Origin of the sequence: Halomonas sp. DP4Y7-1 (assembly GCF_019800705.1) — a bacterium.
GTDB classification, from domain to species: Bacteria; Pseudomonadota; Gammaproteobacteria; order Pseudomonadales; family Halomonadaceae; genus Halomonas; species Halomonas litopenaei_A.
The window spans coordinates 82,292-100,118 of sequence record NZ_JAHVKS010000007.1; the positions used below are offsets into that span (position 1 = coordinate 82,292).

A 17,827-nucleotide genomic window follows, 5' to 3' on the forward strand; every position below is an offset into this window, starting at 1 on the left:
GTGACCGCTCGGTCAGCCTTTGCCGTCATGTCGCCCGGCTCGGGCGGCTCATAGCCAGGTCAGACACACCGAGATGATGATGCCGGTGATAAACAGCTGAACCAGGCAGAAGCCCATGATGTCCTTGGCCTTCAGTCCTGCAATTCCCAGCACCGGCAGCGCCCAGAAAGGCTGCAGCAGGTTGGTCCAGGCATCGCCCCAGGCGACCGCCATGGCAGCACGCGGGATGTCCACGCCAAGCGCCTGAGCGGCAGGAATGACGACAGGTGCCTGGACGGCCCACTGGCCTCCGCCCGAAGGCACGAACATGTTGACGATGCCGGCGCTGATGAAGGTCCAGAACGGCAGGGTGGTCTCGGTAGCGAAGGACACCATGGCCTGCGACATGGTCTCGGCGAGTCCTGACTGCACCATGATGGCCATGATGCCGGCGTAGAAGGGGAACTGGATGACGATGCCAGCCCCGCCCTTGATCCCCTCGTTCAGGCTGTTCAGCAGGCTCTGAGGGGTGCGATGCAGCACGATGGCCAGAAACAGGAACATGAAGTTGACCACGTTCAGGTTCAGGCCACCGCCACCGACGAAGTAGCTGATCAGGTAGATCAGACCTGGCATACCCACCAGCAGCGCCAGCGTCATGCTGTTTTCCAGGCGCTCGGCCGGGCGGCTGATGCGTACGCGGCGGTCTTCTTCCTCACCCAGCAGGGCCGGATCGACGTACACGCTTTCCTTTTCCCCCGGCAGCATCATGCGGTTGACCAGCGGCACCGCGATGAACAGAGCCAGCACAATCAGCAGATTGAAATAGGAAAAGATGGTTTCGCCGGTGCCGATCACGCCGATCTGCTCTGCCCAGGGGTTCCCTTCCGTGGCAATCGTCAGGGGGACCGAGCCGGCCAGGCCGCCATGCCAGACCACGAAGCCGGAGTAGGCACTGGCGACCAGCAGGCGATAGTCGACGCGCACGACGCGGGCCAGCTCCTTGGCGAACAGCGCGCCCACCACCAGGCCGAAGCCCCAATTGATCCAACTGGCGGCCAGCGACACCAGGGTGACCAGCAGGATGGCGGCACCCGCGTTATTGGCGATGCGGGCCAGACTTGCCAGCAGGCGCTTGACCGGTGGCGAGCTGGCCAGCATGAAGCCGGTGACCAGTACCAGCAGCATCTGCATGGAGAAGGACAGCAGGTTCCAGAAACCGTCGCCCCAGTACGTCAGCACCGCCATGGGCGACTGACGCTCCACCGCGATGGCCGCTGCCGCAGCGATGATGGTCAGGAGCAGGACGAAGACATAGGGATCTGGTAGATAGCGCTCCACCAGTTTCACGGCGGGTCGTGACAGAGCTCTCAACATGGCGTATTTCGCTTCTTCTGGTTGTGAAAATGGCCTTCCCGGCCACCTGGCGTCAACGGTGCCGCAGTCCGCCGCCGGGCGTCAAAGTCACCTTTCAAGCGATGACGTTTGGGCATACACCGGCATCTGTGCTGACAGCAGGGGCATCGACCGGGAGAAGGCCTTAACCCGTGCTGCTCCAGCGCGTGCTGCGATAGCGAAGATAGTAGGCCACAAGGACCCCGGAACGCACTGCGGTAAAAGTCGTAAAGGCTAACCAAAGTCCATGATTTCCCATGCCTTGGGTCAGCCACCACAGGGGCAGATAGGCGGCCAGTGCAATAAAGATCGAGTTGCGCATTTCGGCAATGGCGGTGGCGCCGATGAAGACCCCATCGAGCAGGTAGCTCCATACCGCCACCAAGGGCATCAGGATCACCCAGGGCATGAAATCCGCGGCGCTGGCGCGTACCTCGGGAAGCCCGGTCAGCAGGGCGATCAAGGCGTTACCGCCGAGGGCAAAGGCGAGGCTTGCCAGGGCGGCGGTCGCCAGCGAACACAGGGCAGCCGCTCGCACCGACAGGGCGAAGTCATCGAAGCGCCGGCGGCCAATGGCATGGCCGGTCAGCGCTTCTGCGGCATTGGCGAATCCGTCCAGGCCATAGGAGGTGAGCATGATGAACTGCAGCAGCACCGCATTCGCCGCCAATACCGTGTCCCCCTGGGCGGCCCCCTGGGCGGTGAAGAATGCCTGGGCAAACAGCAGCCCCAGCGTGCGCACGAACAGGTTGGCATTGACCGAGAACAGCTCGCGATAGGCGCCCACGGTAAACAGCCGGGCCCGCTCGAAGTGGCCGCCCAAGCGGCCGAGGCGGTGCCGGCACCACCACAGCCCCAGCGCCACCGTGCAGTAGTCCGCGATCACCGTAGCCCAGGCGACGCCGTCACTGGTCATGTCCAGGCCCACCACGAACAGCAGGTCGAGGACGATGTTGACGCCGTTATTGGTCAGCAGTAGTGCCAGCGTCACACGACTGTTCTGCTGCCCCAGGAACCAGCCAAGGATGGCGTAGTTGGCCAGTACCGCAGGGGCCGACAGCAGCCTGATCTCGGCGTAGCTGGCGGCCAGTTCACTGGCTTGCGGGCTGCCATCGAGCAGCCATAGCCCCAGCGCAATCAGCGGGCGCCCCAGCAGGATCAACAGCACGCCGATGGCGCCGGCCAGCAGCAGTGACTGGCCGAGCAGATGACGGACCTGGTCATCTCGACTGCGCCCCATGGCCTGGGAAGTGAGGCCGGTGGTGCCCATGCGCAGAAAGCCGAAACCCCAGTAGAGAAAGCCGAACAGCGTGGCCCCCAGGGTCACACCGGCGAGGTAGCGTGAGTCAGGCAGGTGGCCGACCACGGCAGTATCCACGAGCCCCAGCAGGGGCACGGTGATATTGGACAGGATGATCGGCCAGGCCAGCGCAGCGATGCGCGGCAGTCGACCAAGGGTGTCGGCTAGGCCGCAGGGGGAAGAGGGTGGAAGACTGGCCACGGTTGCACGTCTGCTCGGCTGATGAAGATTCGGGTGAGGAGCGCAGTGTCCCGGCGCCGACCTCACGGGTCAAGCGGGACGCCTTGGCGGTCATGACGCAGTGGCGTCATCCGGATCGTCATGGTGCGATGGATGGCCACGGAATGGCCGTTGGTCCGTTGGTTGCGTCTTTTATAACGGCACAGCGTGTGCAATGTCAGACATATTGAATGCTGGTTCATTGATATCCGAATGAAATGTTTAGTATCAGTTACTACCAAAAAATTACATTCCGTTGCCATCTCTAAGGTGACAGAAATACCTCTACTGGCTACTAATAAGATAATCCCCTGAATTAATAAAAAAGGACTAGCAAGAAGGAGAAAGAAGGAGCAAGCAGGAGCAAGAAGCAGCCAGTAGACATCACGGGTGAGAAGGAACAGCCCCATGAAGGCTGGCGATCTTGGTGACCGTGTGACGAACAATGACGAATCGGTAATTAAGATATAGCGTATATAAAAATATCGATTTTACGCAGGAGTATCCACAATGAAAAAGTTTCCTCTCTTTTTCGCAAAACCCCTTTGCCCCAAGGCCGTCAAGGTCGCTGCCAGGCACCCCCAGCACCGCCGTCAGCGCGGGGCAAGTGCGATTGAGTATGCAATTATTCTCGCCGTCATAACCGTAGTGATCATCGGTGTACTGCAAACAGATTCTTTCACAGAAGGACTTTCTGGGTTGGCTGCCGATATCGGAAACCTTTTCCCTGGTGACGACAGTAGTGGTTAAGAACTAGCCTGATGTTGAGGTCGTGCAATGTCCCAATTTACGTTGAGGTTGGTTGCGGGCTTGTTGGTGTTCATCGCGCTAGTTATGGCCTTTTTAGGTTGGTCATTGAGCCGCCAGGCACTCCCCCCTGAAAGTGCACAAGTGGTTGCGCCGGAGGCGCCCGAACCCCTGGGCTATCCGGTGCTGGTGGCCGCTCGGGAGCTGAGTGCGGGGGAGCGCCCCTCTGACCTGCCCGATGCGTTGCGGCTGGCCTATTTTCCTACCCCGCTGGATGGCAGCTTTGCTGAGCTGGCCCAGGTGCCGGATGCGCGCCTGGCGCGGCCCCTCGGTGAGGGCGATGTACTGAGGCCGGGTGGATTCGTTGGCGGTGGTGCCCTGGCCGATGTGGTGCCCCCAGGCTTTCGTGCCGTCGGGGTGGGTATCGACGCGGTCATCGGCGGCGGTGGTTTCGTGGCGCCGGGGGACCGGGTCGACGTGTTGTTCTTTGCCGAGACGGATGACGGCAACGGTCAGCGCCATCGGCTGGCACGGCGGTTGTTTTCCGATGTCAGCGTGCTGGGGGTAGGCGAGCGCCTGATAGGTGGCGACCGCCAGGAAGACAGTGGTTCTGAGCGCACGGCCGTGCTGGCCATGCCGGAAACCCAGACCGCGCGGCTGCTGCTGGCCGAGGCGACGGGGCGGCTGCGACTGGCAGTGGTGGGCAACCAGGAAGCGGCTCTGGGCGAATCCTTCGATGACGGTCTGCGCTTCGCGCTGGGGCAGAGCGTCCTGCCGGTATCGCTGGGCCAGAGCCTGAGCCAGCCCGGCAATAGCGTCAGCTTCGATGAGCTTACCGGTATCGAGCGAGAACCGCCCAGACCGGCGGCGCAGGCGTCACGCGCCCAGGGATACCAGGTGGTGCAACACGTCGGAGCCAGCAGTCGAGTGGTCTCACTGCCGTGATCGCGGGCAGCCAGCGGTAGGAAAGCTGGAAACGGGCGGTCAACAGACTGACATCATAATGAGAGGTTCGGCAGCGGTGGTGGCAGTCGCCATGGCTAGCGGAACCCGCGCAGGGAACAGGACCAAGCATGCAGTTAGATGGCGAGATCGCCCGACCGAGGTCGGTGTGCTGGAGAGTGTGTGCCCGCGGGACATGGCGCGGGCTGGCGCCAGGCAAACGCCTGGCGGCCGCGCTGCTGCTGGCAGTGGCGTTGATCCCCGCTGTGGGGCTGGCGCAGTCACCCGAGTCACGGCTGAGCCTGGCCGTCGGTGATCAGCAGTGGCTGGGCCAGCCAGGACGTATCACCCGCACCGCGGTGGGGCGGGGGGACATCATTGACGCCCAGGTGCTGGACCCGCGGTCGCTGCTGGTGACCGCCGTCGGCCCCGGAAGCACCAGCCTCAAGGTATGGATCGACGGTGCCAGCCAACCCCGGGAAACGTTAATACAGGTGCGCCCTGCCGGTGGCGAGGGGCTCGAGTCGGAGTACTCACTGGCCCCCGGCACCTCGCGTCCTGACGTGCGTGGCGTGACGCGCTCCCTCGAACGCCATGATCAGGCGATCTCTCGCTTTGCCAGCGATCCCATCGATGGGACCACCCAGGCCGGGCCGGTGCAGGTCCAGACCGACATTCGCGTGGTAGAGGTCAACCGCAGCCGCATGGCCTCCGCGGGCTTCTTCATCGGGCGCAACCAGGCAGGCTCGACCCGCTTTGCCCTGGGCCGCAGCGATGAGACGCTCGACTTCCTGGCGGGCGGTGCGGTGGCCCCCAATGCGGGTGACGGTGGCTTCTCGATCATTCAGGTCAATACCAGTGGCGTGCTCTCGGCACTCAGCGCCCTGAGCGCCAATGGTTTCGCCTATACCCTGGCAGAGCCCAGCCTGGTCAGCCTGTCTGGCCAGAGCGCCAGCTTTCTTGCCGGTGGCGAATTTCCCTTTCCCGTGCAAAGCGGTGACGACCAGATCAGCGTCGACTTCAAGGAGTTCGGTATCCGTCTGCAGTTGACGCCGACGGTGCTGGACGAGCGTCGCATCATGCTCAAGGTGGCGCCCGAAGTGTCGGAGCTGGACTTCTCCCGCGGGGTGCAGACAGCCGGTATCGCGGTGCCGGCGCTGAATGTGCGCCGCACCGATACCACGGTGCAGCTGGGCAACGGCGAGAGCTTCATCATCAGTGGTCTGGTCAGCCGCAACATCATTCAAAGCGTCGACAAGATCCCTGGGCTTGGTGATATCCCGGTCATCGGCGCGTTCTTCCGCTCGACACGCCTGGATCGTGACGAGAAGGAACTGGTCATGATCGTGACGCCGCACCTCGTCAGGCCGCTGGCCGCCGGGGTGGATCTGGGGCCGATGCCTGGCGCCGCGTTCGAGAGCTATGACCCGAACTTCCTGGAACTGATGTTCGATCCACAGGATGCGCAAGCCATAGAGCGCGTGTCCGAGGTGGGCTTCAGTCGCTGATCGATGGTTGCGGGTGGGGTGAGAGGAGAGCGCCATGCCATTTCGTCAAAAGCGTGCCGAGGTCAGTCAGCGGAAGGCAGCGCCGGGGGCTGAGCCTGCCTTGATCAGCGAGCTTCACCAGCTGGTGGTCGAGCGCCTGGAGGATGACGTCAGGGGCATCGCCGATGAGCCCATGCAGCTGCGTCAGCAGGTGCGCGAGCTGGTGACAGAGGCGCTTAGCCTGCGGGGCTACGCCACGCCGACCGACAGTGTCGACGCTGTGGTCGAGGATGTCTGTCGCGAGCTCAATGGCTTCGGGCCCCTGGAGCCATTGCTGGCCGATGACACCATCTCCGACATCCTGATCAATGGTCATCGCCAGGTCTACGTCGAACGCCGTGGCCGGCTGGAGCCGTGTCAGCTCGCCTTCCTCGATGATGATCACATTCTCAGGGTCGTGCGACGCATGCTGGCGCCCCTCGGCAAGCGTCTGGATGAATCCAGTCCCATGGTGGATGCCCGCCTGGTCGATGGCTCCCGGGTCAACGCCATCATTGCGCCGCTGTCGCTGAACGGGCCCAGCGTCTCGATCCGCAAGTTTCGGCGGGAGGCGCTGACCGGGCAGGAGCTGGTGGCCATGGGCAGCGTGCCGGCCAACCTCATGACCTTTTTGCGCCGAGCGGTGGAAGAGCGCTGCAATCTGCTGGTCAGCGGTGGCACCGGAGCCGGCAAGACGACGCTGCTGAACGTGCTGAGCGCAGCGATTCCACCTCAGCAGAGGGTGGTCACCATCGAGGACAGTGCCGAGCTGCAGCTGGCCAGCCACCACGTGGTGCGGCTGGAAACCCGAGCGCCCAACATCGAAGGAGAAGGCGAGGTCGGCGCCAGTGCACTGGTCAAGAATGCCCTGCGCATGCGCCCCGACAGGATCCTGCTGGGGGAAAGTCGGGGCGACGAAGTGCTGGACATGCTGCAGGCGATGAACACGGGACATCAGGGCTCGATGAGTACCGTTCACGCCAATTCGGCCGCCGATGCCGTGGTACGGCTGGAGATGATGGTGCGCATGTCGCGCTTTCAGGGGACCGATGCGCTGGTGCGTCAAATCATCACCACTGCGCTCGACCTGATCGTACATGTCGCTCGCGACAGCAGCGGCCAGCGTCGCGTAGCAGAGGTGCTGCGTGTGGTCGGGTTACGCCAGGGCGAGGTGGTCCTGGAGCCGCTCTACCGAGAGGGGCAACCGGTGACTGACCACCTCACGGCCCGGCCTGAAGACCAGGCGTCTGCGGTCTGCTGGCCGCGGCTGCTGGCGGCGCTGGTGGATGGCGCTGAGGAGGCGCAGCCATGAATGTCTGGGTGGTCTTTTCGCTGGTGGCGGCATGCCTTGCCACGGCTGCATGGCTGCTGATGAAGAGTGCGCGTGCCCACACCGAGCGCGCGGCTGGCGGTCAGCGCACCGCGCGACGCCGCTCGCTGGTTACCCATGACTCGCTGATGGAATGGCTGGTCGAGCGCCTGACGGCGGCAGGGTTGCCCGCCTCGCCGCTGAGTGTCGCTGTGGCCGGTGGCAGTCTGCTGGTGCTGGCGATGTTGCTGCTGTCACGCCTGGGGGCCGTCTGGGGCCCGGCGACCGTGGTGCTGGTGGTGGTGCTGGCCAATGCGCTGATTCGTGTGCGTGCCGCGCGCACCCGGCGCCGTGCACGCCGCCAGCTGGCGCCATTTCTCAGTCAGGTCAGCCGTGGCCTGGTGGCCGGTCAAGGGCTGGAAGCCGCCTTCGTGCACGCGACACGGCGGGTACGTCCTCCACTGTCGGATGCGCTGTCTCGCGTGATGTTGAGGCGTCAGCTCGGTCAGGAACTGGACGAAGGGTTGGCCCGTGAGGGGCAGATACTGCGGCTCGACGAGTTGGGGCTGCTGGCTACCGCCATGCGCATCAACCAACGCCATGGCGGCAGCCTGTCCGACATGCTCGATGCCTTTGCCGCCGCCTTGCACCAGCGCGAGCAAAGCGGTCGTGAGTTGGCGGCCATGACCGGAGAAACCCGCATCAGTGCTCTGGTACTGGGGCTGTCCCCTCTGCTGTTGACGCTGTTTATCCAGCTGACGCAGCCGGCGTTTCTGCTGCCCATGCTGGAGAGCAGCGGAGGTCGCCAGGCCCTGGCGCTGGCCGTGGTCCTGCAGCTGAGCGGGGGATGGTTGCTGTGGCGCATGCTCAAGTCGGTATGACCCCCTCGCTGCAACGAACGTCTGCCGGCGCTGCAGCGCGGGTAGGCCAGACAAGGAGAACAGGCGGCTGATGTGGAATCTTTGGTGGAGCGGGTCCGTCGTGGCCTTGGCCCTGGCAGCAGCAGCCTTGCTGATCAGTACGCGGCTGCCCGTGGGCGAGGAAGGACAGCGCCGGCGGGAGGAGTCGCGGCTACTGCGGGAAGGGCGCGGTCTATGGCGCAGTCGCGCCAGCCGCCCTGGTCTGGCGGGACGGCTGTCCTTGCGTCTTCGGCAGTCCGGGCATGTGGGGGCCAAGGCTCAGCTGGCGGTGCTGCTGGCGTGGGCCGTGGTCATGGTCGGCGCCGCCATGCTGGGCGGGCTGCTGGCGATCATGGGCGGCAGGCCTGTGGCGGGTATCGTGGTCATGTCTGCCCTGTGGGGGGGCTTCGCAGCGGGACTGGGGTGGCTCGCGCTGGAGCGCAAGCGTCGTCGTCGAACGCTGCGGCTCGATGAAGATATCGAACTGGTGCTGCAGGTGACGCGGATGCTGTGGGACACCGGCATGACCCTGGAAAGCCTGCTGCATCGACTGATTCAACAGCTGGGTGCGACGACCCCGGACATGGTGCTGGAACTGCGGATCGCCGCCAACCGCATCGACAGCGGCCAGGATCGCGAGAAGGTGCTGGAAGAGCTGGCCGCGGTGCAGGCCAGCGAAGGCGTCGAGCAGTTCTTCCTGATGTTTGCCCAGATGGCCAGAACGGGAGGCCGCGCCAGGGATAGCCTGACCACCCTGGTGGAACGCCTTGGGGCCCAGCGCCGCACACGCCTGCAACAGCGTGTCAGTCAGCTGTCCGGAACCATGTCGCTGGTGATGATGCTGTGTCTGTTCCCCGCCCTGTTGATCGTCATGGCCGGCCCCGCCTTGGTCAACCTGAGTGGACTGATGGGATCCCTGGGAGGGCCGTGATGCCGAGTCCTTTGCTTCACTACCGGTGGGAGACGCCGATGACATCGAGAGATCGCCACGCCACCCTCGCCGCTTCCGGCCAACCACCAGCTGGCATGCCACGGCACCCCAGAATGGGGGGCGCGTGGTGCGTCCTGGCCGCGCTGCTGGGAGTCTCGCTGCTGAGTGGATGTACCAGCGCGTCTTCACAGCCCATGCCCATGACGGCGTTCGCGCCGGCCGTCGAGGTGGTGGGCGACGCCCAGCAGCAGAGCAGCGGGCCCTGTGGACGCCGCTATGCTGCCGATATCGGTGTCGAGCTGTCGTTGATCGAGCGCATGCTGGACGACGGCAAGCCGCGCTCCGCCGCCGCTCACCTGGAGGCAGGTGCCTATGGGCTGCCCCTTGCCTGGCGTCTTGAAGGCGATGCACGACGCGCCATCGGCGATGTCGAGGGCAGTAACCGCGCCTACGAGGCCCTGCTGGGCACCTGCCTGGTGGCAGATGGCTATCGCGGGCTGGCACGCAATGCCTTTCGCGCTGGCCGTCACGACCAGGCCATGACCCTGATGCGGCAGGCCCGGGAGTCCCGGCCGATTGATCCACGCATCCGCAATGATCTCGGCTACCTGCTGTTGCTGGCAGGCGAATCGCAGCAGGCGGCGGAGGAATTTCGCACCGCGCTGGAGCTCGACCCCAGCCACCAGCAGGCGGCCGCCAACCTGGTGCTGGCCCTGCGGCTGAGCGGGCAAGCCGCTCAGGCCGAACGCACCGCACGACGCCTGGGCGTCGACGCCCGACTGCTGGCGGCGCCGCCGCGTACGATCTCCCCGGCGGCATCTCCCGCTGAGAGGACGGAATCATGATGAGCCGACGCAGGATGCGCTCCTGCAAGGAGCGATGGACCGTGATGTGCAAGGACATTGTCACCCAGCCCAAGACCCTCATTGTGGCGGCGATGGTCTGTCTGCTGCTGAGCCTGGCGCTGATGCTATGGCCGGATCGCGCGGAAGCGCAGCAGAGCGCTACCAGCCATCCCGGCATCGTGCGACTTCCCGCCAGTCGCGACCCCTTCGGCGAACGTACCCGAGCAATGCTGGCCGCACAGCGTGAGGGACGCGTGGCATCGCCCTCCGTCCAGGTGCTGTCGGGCAAGGTCCAGAGCCAGATCTATCAGCGCTATGTGGACAGCTTCGGCCACCCGATTCCAGAGCGCTATATCGAGACCGGCTTTGGCGAGGATTGAGGCTGACACACCGCGACGGCGACCGATGACATCGGCTGGCAGGCTGCAGCGACAGCGAGGCGCCATCGGCGTGATGACCGCCTTCCTGCTGGTCTGGCTGGTCGCCCTGGTGACCCTGGCCCTGGATGCCGGGCGCCTGTATCTGGAGCAGCGTCGACTGCAGCAGGCGGCGGACCTGGCGGCAGTATCCGCGGCGGCAAGTTGCCAGGCGCTGTTTCAGGGGGATGCCTGTGGCCATGCCAGCCTGCGCCTGTGGGCCATCGATGCCGTGCAGGAAAATGGCATCGATGTGGACGCGGGGGACGCCACCCTGACCCTGACCCAGGGCGCGGTTGACGACGGTGGCAGGTTCCTCACGGAGTCAGGGCTCGCCAACAGCGTCGAGGTCAGACTTCAGCGTGAGGTGCCCAGCAGCCTGCTGGCCAACCTGGGTGAGCTGATCGGCGGCGAGGTGGACGACAACACCCGGCTGACCGCTACCGGGGTGGCAAGGCGCGCCTCGATGGTAACGCTGAGCGCCGGGACCAGCCTGCTTGAGGTCGATACCAGCGAATCGGCAGTCCTGGCGCTGCTGCTCGATCGGCTGATCGGTGCTCGGCTCGACCTGACGGTGCTGGGGGCGTATGACGGCGTTGGGCTCGAGCTCAGCCTGGGTGAACTGCTGGGGGTCGAGTCGCTGGACGTGGACCTTGAAGAGCAACTCGCCCAATCGCTGGATCTCGAGGCACTGGGCCAGCGTATCCGTGAGGCACTGGACTCGGTAAGCGCCAATCCGGTGCGTCCGGGGGCGCCTGGCGAGCGCTTCACCCTGGCCGAGCTGCTGGCGATCGACCCACAGGGAGAGGTCGCGGTGCGCGATATTCTCACCGCTCGAGTGCCGGTTCGCGAGCTGCTGGAAGGCGCGCTGTTGCTCGACGCCAGCAAGCAGGGCGGAGTCCGTCTCGGGCTGGCAGACCTTTCCTCGATCGCCGTCGGGCTGGGGTTGGCCGACCTGTCGCTGGCACTCGAGGTCATCTCTCCTCCGACCATCGCCGTGGGAGCTCCGGGCCCCGCTGGTGCAAGTCTGGTCAGCGACTGTTCATCGTCCTGCTATCGCAGCGTCGCCCGCAATGCTCAGCTCGAGCTGTCGTTGGAGCTTGGGCTTGGCGTGGCCGGACTGCTGAATGTGGAGGTGAGCACCCGGGTGACCGGGGCTGAAGGGCGCGCGGCGGTCGACGCCATGGCGGCGCTGGATGACGGGCTCGAGCTTAGCGTCGTGGCCCAGCGTTCGCTGGTGCAGATCGAGCAGGAGGTCAGGTTGCTGGGGCTTTTCTCCAATGACGAAGAGGCCACCGCGGGCAGCGCCCAAGGCGCCAAGGAGCAGCGACGACTGGTCTGGCCAGGCCAGTCCCGGGCGGTCTTTGATGGCCAAGGTGGGGCCCAGGTGACCCAGGTGCTGGATGGACTGGTCACGAGTGTGGTCAACCAGCTGGGCTTGCTTGGTGGGCTGGTCTCCACTCTTGGTGTGCCCTCCCTGCTGTCGGCGACGCTGTCTGACGTCAACGCGACCTTGCTGGAGCCGGCGCTCGAGGGCTTGGGCATCGGCGTCAACACCTTGGATGTACGGGTGCTGGCGGTGGATGCAGGGGGCGTTGAGTCGCTGACGGGCTGCGCCACCAGCTGGGCGGGCTGTCAGGACGGCGAGTCGCCCTGATACGACAACCGAATGACTCGGTGGAGGAGCGATGAACAGACACCGCAGGGGAGTGCAGGGCCAGCGAGGGGCGGTGGCTATCGAGTTCGCCGTCGTGCTGCCGATTTTCCTGCTGCTGCTGTACGCCTTGATCAGCTACTCGGTGGCCATGATGCAGCAGCACCAGTTGACCCAGGTGGCCAGCGAAGCGGCGAGGTCTGCCGCGGTGGTCGCCAGTGCCCCGTGGCTCGCCGAGGAAGACGTCGAGTCTGACGCCGCGCAGCGGGTACTCGACAGTATCAGCGCCATGGGCTGGAGCGCCGAGCAGACTCCAGGATGCGCCGATGGTGCCAGAGTGCGGCTTGAGGGCGACAGCCTGATCGTGTGCCTTGAGCGCCGGCCCGCGATCACGCCGCTCACCCTGCTGGGGATCAGCGTGCCTGACCTACCGGAGGCCCTGAGTGGGCGTGCAGTGGTCAAGCTGTAAACGCCAGGAGCCGCCCTGGGGCGGCTCCTTCTAGCATGCACGGTCAGCATGAACTGTCAGCATAGACATGCTGGCCTCAGCACGTCAGCGTCAGCATGGGCGGCAATGGCCGGAGGTGATCAGGCCGCCGTGATGATGTGGTACTTCTCCATCAACGTCTCGTGGCTTTCGACACGCTCGGGGTCCAGCGGTATGCAGTCCACCGGACACACCTGCTGACATTGAGGCTCGTCGTAGTGACCGACGCACTCCGTGCACAGGTTGGGGTCGATGACGTAGATCTCCTCGCCGGGAGAAATGGCGCCATTGGGGCATTCCGGTTCGCAGACGTCGCAGTTGATGCACTCGTCGGTGATCATCAGTGACATTGAGGGTCCTCACGCAGAGTCGCGGCCCTGGGGCCGGGGCTTCCGGTCAGGCACGTCGCACAGCGACGGGGGTTGGCCTGGCGGGCAGCCCGGGGAAACGGCATTGCCGGTCCCGGTGTTCGGGATCAACGGGATTGGTCCTGCAGCGCAAGAGGCATCCGCAGCGTCAAATCCCAGTGTGATGGTCAGGTATTGTAATGGCTACGCAGGGTTTGTGCGACCTTGGGGTGCACGTGCTTGCTGATGTCTCCACCGAGGCGAGAAATCTCTCGCACCAGGGTGGAAGAGATGTAGGAATTCTCGACCTCTGGCGTCAGAAAGACGGTTTCCAGATCAGGCATCTGCGCGCGATTCATGTTGGCGAGCTGAAGCTCGTACTCGAAGTCGGATACCGCCCGCAACCCTCGCAGCAGTACCCGCGCATTCTGGGCTTGCATGAAGTCGGTCATCAGCCCGCTGAAGCCGACAACCTCGACGTTGCCCAGGGGGGCGACCACGTCTCGGGTCAACTCGAGTCGGGTATCCAGGTCCAGCGCGGGCCCTTTGCCGGGGCTCGCCGCGATGGCGACCACGACTTTCTCGAACAGGCGTGACGCCCGTTCGATCAGGTCGTAGTGACCGTTGGTGATCGGATCGAAGGTGCCGGGATAGACGGCCGTCGTCATCACCTTTGCTCCTGTCTCTCGTCGTCGTTGTCGGCAAGCTGGCCAAAGGGGTTGTCCACCGCCAGCGATACCGGCTGGGCGTAGCCCGGGATATGGATGCTGTCGTGCTGCACCTCGAGCTCCGGTCCTTCGAGCACGCCTTCACCGAAACGATAGCGCACGGCGAAGTGCCCCGCATCCGCCTGCTGATGATAGGCACGGGCCTGGGCCCGTGTGGCCTCGCGGCGCTCACGCCAGGCATCCATCGCCTGGGCCCCGTGGCGCTGGGTCAGCAGCCGCTCGGTGGCATTCGGCGAAATCAGCACGCCGGTGGCATTGTTGCCGCCAAAGCCTTTGGCATTGATCAGGCTGGCATCTGCGACGAAGGATTGGGTCTCACGGAAGAACCGAAGGCGCTCGGCGTGGACATCGTCTGCGACCTTGTCCAGGGTGCAGATCCCCGGCAGCAGGCCATGGGCGAAGCTGCCCAGGGCGCTGGTGAGCTGATCACCGGCGGCGCTGCCCTGGGAATGTCCCAGGAAGGCCTTGATGGCCACCACTGGCCACTCGGTGATGCCGTTGGCCTTGGCCACCGCGTCAAAGACGTGGGACTCGGTGGTGCGGTTCTTCGGTGTCGAGGTACCGTGGGCATGCAGGAAGGAGCGCTCGCGCAGGCTCTTTTCTCCAAGCATGTCGCGGATCAAGGCGCAGGCCTTGCCCAGGGTTACGTAGTTGCCGATACCGGGCGCCGAGATCGAGCGCTTCCAGCCGTCGGCGTTGACGAAGACCTCCGGTGCAGCAGCCAGGATATCCGCGCCTGTTTCCAACGCCAGGGTGTCGTCCATCAGCATCACGAATTGGCTGGACTCGCCCATGGTAAAGCCGCAGTTGCGGGCGAAGGGGCGGCTGGCACGCTGGTAGTCGGCGTCGGTCAGCAGCTCCAGGGCGTCCAGGGCCTTCAGGCTATCATCGTCGGCAAGGGCCCCCATGGTGCGGAAGCCCTCGATGATCTCGGGAGTGATGGGCGCATCGGCGGTGCCCACCATGACGATTCTGCGACGGCCGCTGCGGATGTCGTCGATCCCCAGGCGCAGGTTGTACAGAAAGCTGGCGCAGGCCCCCAGCGCCGCGCCCGTGGCGCCGACGCTGCCCAGTACATAGGCGTTGAGGAAGTCGGCAGGCATCTGCCCGTAGCCCAGCGGCATCTGCTTTGAGGTGGCGCGTTTGCCGGACACAAAGCTCTTGAGCAGACCGCCCCAGCCTTCGTCATCCAGCTGGCCGATCGAGTTGCCGGCGTAGACGGCGATCGCATCCGGGTCGAGCCGGTCGCGCAGCGTGTCCCAGTCGAGGCCGCTGTCGCCCAGGCAATCGCTGGCAGCGAACACCGCCATGGAAAGACCGCGGGGGTGGTGCACGCTGCGATACAGCTGGCTGGGATCAAAGCCGCTGGGTAGCTGGCCGGCGGCGCGCACCTGAGCAGGGCGTGTCTCGGGCAGCATGACGTCCATCTGCCCCGCTGGCACGGTAACTTCCAGGTGATGCCGGTCGACCTCACGCACCTGCCAGGTAGGCGGCAGGTCGTCGGGTAGCTGGCGTCGACGCAGGCGGAAGGTGATCGGCGATTCCAGTGCCAGGTTGGCGCGACGATTGGCCGGCAGGCCTTCGTCGTTGAAACGCGGATCTTCGATGCGACGAATCAGGGTATGGCTAAGTACCTGGTCACGGGTTTCGAGCGCCAGTTGGGCGGCATCGAGCTCCTGGCCCTGGGCATTGTGCCAGTGCTGGTCAGCATCGCAGTGGGCCAGGCGCATCATGGCGGCCAGACCGAGCAGGGTGGAGGTCTGCTCGTCGTCGGAAAGGGCGTCGAGCACGGTGCGACGGAAGGCCTGATGGCCCGAGGTACGGCCGGCCGGGTTGACGCCGCCCATGCCCACGATCACCGGTAAGTGTGACAAGCCGGAGTCCTCGTATTGAAGCGGGTGAAAGGCTCGCTCTGGGAGCGCAGAAAACGGCGCTGATGAAGACCCGGGCAGATCAGCACGTCAGTGCTGCCCTTGGTCGAGGTGACGCCAACAGGCCAGAAGCGGGAATCCGTGGATTCGGCGGTCTGGCTTCAGTGCTGCTGGTGTTTATGCCTCGATGCCAAGGTGGCGAGGAGTCGTGCCTCGCGCGATGCTGCCCGTGTCCCAAGCAAAACGCCGTTCGATATTGCCACGGGATAGGATTTCAGGCCAGCGATGTTAGCACCTGGTCGGTCCTTCGTCATGCGCGAGCAGGGCGACAGTGCTGCTGCGACAGCGTGCACCAGGTGTGTTGCAAAGTGTTGCACATGGTGAGAGTGGCGCCGTTGCCCTTGCGCTGGCGAGCATTGGGCTGAGGCGTCTGTACCTGCTCACTTACCGGGGCTTTGGTACACTGGCTGTGCTATTCACGGCAGCATGTCGCTGTTGCCGCTTTCCCCGCTCGAGACCGCATATGTCTGATGTTCCCCGTATCGTGACCTCCGCCCAGACCGGCCCTCACGAGGACCTGCTGCGCAGGGTCACTCGTGGCCTGTCCCATGTCTGGCGCAAGCCTTTGGCTCAGCACACCCGAGACGCCTTTGACGATGCCGAGGCCTGGCGTCGCTCCCAGGGTGAGCGAGGGCTTATTCTCGATGCCTGCTGTGGTGTCGGTCTGTCGACACGCAGGCTGGCCGAGCAGTTTCCCGAGCACAGCGTAATCGGCGTCGACCGCAGCGCCGACCGCCTGTCCAGGGACCATGGGCCGCTGCCGGACAATGCCTTGCTGGTGCGTGCTGACCTGGTGGATTTCTGGCGCCTGGCCCTGGCGACGGGCTGGCAGCCCGAGCGGCACTATCTGCTGTACCCCAATCCCTACCCGAAGTCGGTCCAGCTGAAGCATCGCTGGCACGGGCACCCGGTGTTCCCGGCCATTGTGGGGTTGGGCGGGAGGCTTGAGGTGCGCTCCAACTGGCGGGTCTACGTCGAGGAGTTTGCCGCCGCGGTGGCTCTGGCCACTGGAGTGTCGGCGCCGGTCGAGGCCCACGACCCCGGCGCAGCACCGATGACCCATTTCGAGCGCAAGTACCACGAGCACCACCAACCTCTGTGGCGCCTGGTCGCCACGCTCGATCATCGCCCCCAGCTGATGCCAACCCCCTAGCGGACGGGGTCAGCGGGCGCTGTCAGGCTATGGCTGACGGCGCGGAAGTTCTCGCCCAGGGTGGCGACCAGCCAGCGGGCGATAGGGCCCTTGGCGGCATCGCGGCGAATGACCGTTTCGACCTCGATGCTCGGGGGCTCGCCAAGGCCAGGTCCTGTCAGCGTCTGCAGCTTGTCGCGAAAAGGCGGATAGTCTGCCACGTGCTCCGGTACCAGCGACCAGCCGAGTCCGCGGGCCGTCAGCTCCGCCATGGAGTAGAAGCTATTGAGGCGCCAGTGCATGGGGCTCAGGCAAGGCTCGACGTGGGGTGGTGCCGTCGCCTCGCTATGGCGTGACGCCATCATCAGCTGTCGATAGCTGGCCAAGGCCGACGGCGTAACCGCTGCCTGCTGGGCCAGGGGGTGAGTGCTTCCTACCACCCAACGCTGCTTCAAATGGGCGATGCGACTGCCCTCGAGGGGGCCTGCCGCATGCACCTGACTGAGCAGAATGCCCAGGTGGGCGGTGCCCTGCTCAACCCATTCGGCGACGTCCCCCTGGGCGCCGTAAAGCAGGGTCAGCGACAGTGCGGGGTAATGCTCGGCAAGGGCCTCCAGCGTCGCGTCCACCGGGGGCATCTCGATCAAGGCTTCATGCATGGCCACCACCAGCTGGGCCTCTTCGCCCTGTGCCAGGGTCGCCGCACGGGCGTTGAGTCGCTCGCACTGAGCTTGTACGGCTCTGGCTTCCGGCAGTAGCGCATGGCCCGCTGCGGTCAGGGTGGGGGAGCGCGAACGGCGATCGAACAGCTCGCAGTCAAGGTCCAGCTCAAGATGGGAAATGCCGGTACTTACCGCCGATTGCGCACGCCCGAGGTGACGCGCGGCGGCCGAGAACGAGCCCTGTTCGGCGCAGGCGATGAACAGCTGAATCTGGTCCAGGGTCCAATGCATGGTGGAAGGCCTACCTATCTGTTTACCTGATAGTAGCTAGCTGGAATCCATCGGCCAAGTTCCTAGAATAGGCGGCATCGTCAAGCG

Annotated in this window: 17 protein-coding genes; 11 read left to right on the plus strand and 6 right to left on the minus strand. The window is 64.9% G+C overall.

Annotation, left to right across the window (positions count from 1 at the left end):
• Positions 1-48 precede the first annotated feature (48 nt).
• Together KUV72_RS13960 and KUV72_RS13965 are read right to left on the minus strand one after the other, a co-directional pair.
• Positions 49-1,356 (minus strand): short-chain fatty acid transporter, encoded by a 1,308-nt coding sequence (locus KUV72_RS13960; protein WP_206940637.1) that lies wholly within the window; start codon positions 1,354-1,356, stop codon positions 49-51.
• A gap of 163 nt (positions 1,357-1,519) precedes the next feature.
• Positions 1,520-2,875, minus strand: coding sequence for an MATE family efflux transporter (locus KUV72_RS13965; protein ID WP_315857902.1), 1,356 nt, complete (start codon positions 2,873-2,875; stop codon positions 1,520-1,522).
• A 528-nt stretch (positions 2,876-3,403) separates the two neighbouring features.
• On the opposite strand from KUV72_RS13965, the gene KUV72_RS13970 reads away from it, so the two are divergent.
• The 10 genes from KUV72_RS13970 to KUV72_RS14015 all read left to right on the plus strand — a co-directional run bounded on the left by KUV72_RS13970 (position 3,404) and on the right by KUV72_RS14015 (position 12,631).
• Positions 3,404-3,643, plus strand: coding sequence for a Flp family type IVb pilin (locus KUV72_RS13970; RefSeq protein WP_222238814.1), 240 nt, complete (start codon positions 3,404-3,406; stop codon positions 3,641-3,643).
• A 27-nt stretch (positions 3,644-3,670) separates the two neighbouring features.
• Complete coding sequence (cpaB, locus tag KUV72_RS13975; RefSeq protein WP_261317507.1) at positions 3,671-4,585, plus strand: Flp pilus assembly protein CpaB; 915 nt, start codon at positions 3,671-3,673, stop codon at positions 4,583-4,585.
• Positions 4,586-4,713: 128 nt separating this feature from the next.
• Positions 4,714-6,090: a type II and III secretion system protein family protein gene (locus KUV72_RS13980; RefSeq protein WP_222238816.1), complete on the plus strand. Its 1,377-nt coding sequence runs from the start codon at positions 4,714-4,716 to the stop codon at positions 6,088-6,090.
• A 34-nt stretch (positions 6,091-6,124) separates the two neighbouring features.
• The gene (locus KUV72_RS13985) at positions 6,125-7,420 is read left to right on the plus strand and encodes a CpaF family protein (protein WP_222238817.1); all 1,296 of its coding nucleotides are present in this window, start codon (positions 6,125-6,127) and stop codon (positions 7,418-7,420) included.
• Complete coding sequence (locus tag KUV72_RS13990) at positions 7,417-8,298, plus strand: type II secretion system F family protein (RefSeq protein ID WP_222238818.1); 882 nt, start codon at positions 7,417-7,419, stop codon at positions 8,296-8,298. The genes KUV72_RS13985 and KUV72_RS13990 overlap by 4 nt, the downstream gene beginning before the upstream one ends.
• A 70-nt stretch (positions 8,299-8,368) precedes the next feature.
• Positions 8,369-9,247, plus strand: a complete 879-nt coding sequence (locus KUV72_RS13995; protein ID WP_206940619.1) for a type II secretion system F family protein — start codon at positions 8,369-8,371, stop codon at positions 9,245-9,247.
• Between the two features lie 38 nt (positions 9,248-9,285).
• The gene (locus tag KUV72_RS14000; protein WP_222238819.1) at positions 9,286-10,092 is read left to right on the plus strand and encodes a tetratricopeptide repeat protein; all 807 of its coding nucleotides are present in this window, start codon (positions 9,286-9,288) and stop codon (positions 10,090-10,092) included.
• The gene (locus KUV72_RS14005; RefSeq protein WP_222238820.1) at positions 10,089-10,472 is read left to right on the plus strand and encodes a DUF3613 domain-containing protein; all 384 of its coding nucleotides are present in this window, start codon (positions 10,089-10,091) and stop codon (positions 10,470-10,472) included. Before KUV72_RS14000 ends, KUV72_RS14005 begins: the two co-directional genes overlap by 4 nt.
• Positions 10,473-10,497: 25 nt before the next feature.
• Entirely contained in the window at positions 10,498-12,165 is a 1,668-nt protein-coding gene (locus KUV72_RS14010; protein ID WP_222238821.1) for a pilus assembly protein TadG-related protein, read from the plus strand.
• Between the two features lie 31 nt (positions 12,166-12,196).
• Positions 12,197-12,631 (plus strand): TadE/TadG family type IV pilus assembly protein, encoded by a 435-nt coding sequence (locus tag KUV72_RS14015; RefSeq protein ID WP_222238822.1) that lies wholly within the window; start codon positions 12,197-12,199, stop codon positions 12,629-12,631.
• Positions 12,632-12,750: 119 nt separating this feature from the next.
• On the opposite strand, the gene KUV72_RS14020 is transcribed toward KUV72_RS14015, so the two are convergent.
• The 3 genes from KUV72_RS14020 to KUV72_RS14030 form a co-directional block, all read right to left on the minus strand.
• Positions 12,751-12,999 (minus strand): YfhL family 4Fe-4S dicluster ferredoxin, encoded by a 249-nt coding sequence (locus tag KUV72_RS14020; protein WP_206940609.1) that lies wholly within the window; start codon positions 12,997-12,999, stop codon positions 12,751-12,753.
• A gap of 185 nt (positions 13,000-13,184) precedes the next feature.
• Positions 13,185-13,664, minus strand: a complete 480-nt coding sequence (coaD, locus tag KUV72_RS14025; protein ID WP_206940607.1) for a pantetheine-phosphate adenylyltransferase — start codon at positions 13,662-13,664, stop codon at positions 13,185-13,187.
• Positions 13,664-15,571 carry a beta-ketoacyl synthase gene (locus tag KUV72_RS14030; RefSeq protein WP_222238918.1) on the minus strand — a complete coding sequence of 636 codons (1,908 nt, stop codon included), beginning with the start codon at positions 15,569-15,571 and terminating at the stop codon, positions 13,664-13,666. Before KUV72_RS14030 ends, coaD begins: the two co-directional genes overlap by 1 nt.
• 547 nt (positions 15,572-16,118) lie before the next feature.
• Between KUV72_RS14030 and KUV72_RS14035 the strand changes: the two genes are divergently transcribed.
• On the plus strand, positions 16,119-16,808 hold the full coding sequence (locus KUV72_RS14035; RefSeq protein ID WP_206940605.1) for a tRNA (guanine(46)-N(7))-methyltransferase TrmB: 690 nt from the start codon (positions 16,119-16,121) through the stop codon (positions 16,806-16,808).
• On the opposite strand, the gene KUV72_RS14040 is transcribed toward KUV72_RS14035, so the two are convergent.
• Complete coding sequence (locus KUV72_RS14040; protein WP_222238823.1) at positions 16,805-17,740, minus strand: LysR family transcriptional regulator; 936 nt, start codon at positions 17,738-17,740, stop codon at positions 16,805-16,807. The genes KUV72_RS14035 and KUV72_RS14040 overlap by 4 nt on opposite strands.
• Positions 17,741-17,827 lie beyond the last annotated feature (87 nt).